The sequence below is a fragment of the Vibrio sp. 704 genome (assembly GCF_033339295.1).
In genome coordinates, this window is record NZ_JAWOUH010000644.1 from 1 (window position 1) to 616 (window position 616).

General features: G+C 40.3%; 1 protein-coding gene. It reads left to right on the top strand.

Annotated features, from left to right (window positions below; genetic code table 11):
- Positions 1-119: 119 nt before the first annotated feature.
- Positions 120-554 (top strand): IS200/IS605 family transposase, encoded by a 435-nt coding sequence (gene tnpA, locus R7R24_RS28270; protein ID WP_017633711.1) that lies wholly within the window; start codon positions 120-122, stop codon positions 552-554.
- Positions 555-616 lie beyond the last annotated feature (62 nt).

Below are 616 nucleotides of genomic sequence, written 5' to 3' on the forward strand. Positions count from 1 at the left end.
TTTTCAGCCCTAAACCACCTACTTCAGTAGGTGGTTATCATCCGTTTCGGCTTTGCCTGTAAAACTACTCATGCTAAATGCGTCTTTGATTTTTCCAGAAGTCAAAGAGGACAAATAACATGAGTAGATACAATCAAGCTTCCCACGTATTTTGGCGTTGTCAATACCATATAGTGTGGACGCCAAAGTATCGATTTAGGATCTTGAAGAACAATATAGGTAAAGAAGTTTATCGATGTATTTATGTTTACTGTAATCAACTTGGATGTGAAGTCGTAGAGCTAAACGTACAAGTTGACCACGTACATTTAGTTGTAAAGGTCCCACCAAAGCTTTCGATATCCAAGTTGATGGGGGTATTGAAAGGCAAAATAGCCTTAAAGCTATTTAGCAAGTTTCCTCACCTTAGGAAGAACAGGCTTTGGGGTAATCACTTTTGGCAAAGAGGCTATTTTGTCGATAGTGTTGGAATCAATGAAGAAATAATACGCCGATATGTAAGACATCAAGAGAAGCAAGAGCGAGTAGAGCAGCAGCAATTGGCGCTGGACTAAACAAAGGCCCCCTTTTAGGGGGCTCACACAAAGCCACCTTCTTTAGAAGGTGGTAATTTACT

What these genes read in the sequence shown, in the direction of transcription:
- tnpA (WP_017633711.1), top strand. Translation starts at nt 120, where the DNA reads ATGAGTAGATACAATCAAGCTTCCCACGTATTTTGGCGTTGTCAATAC.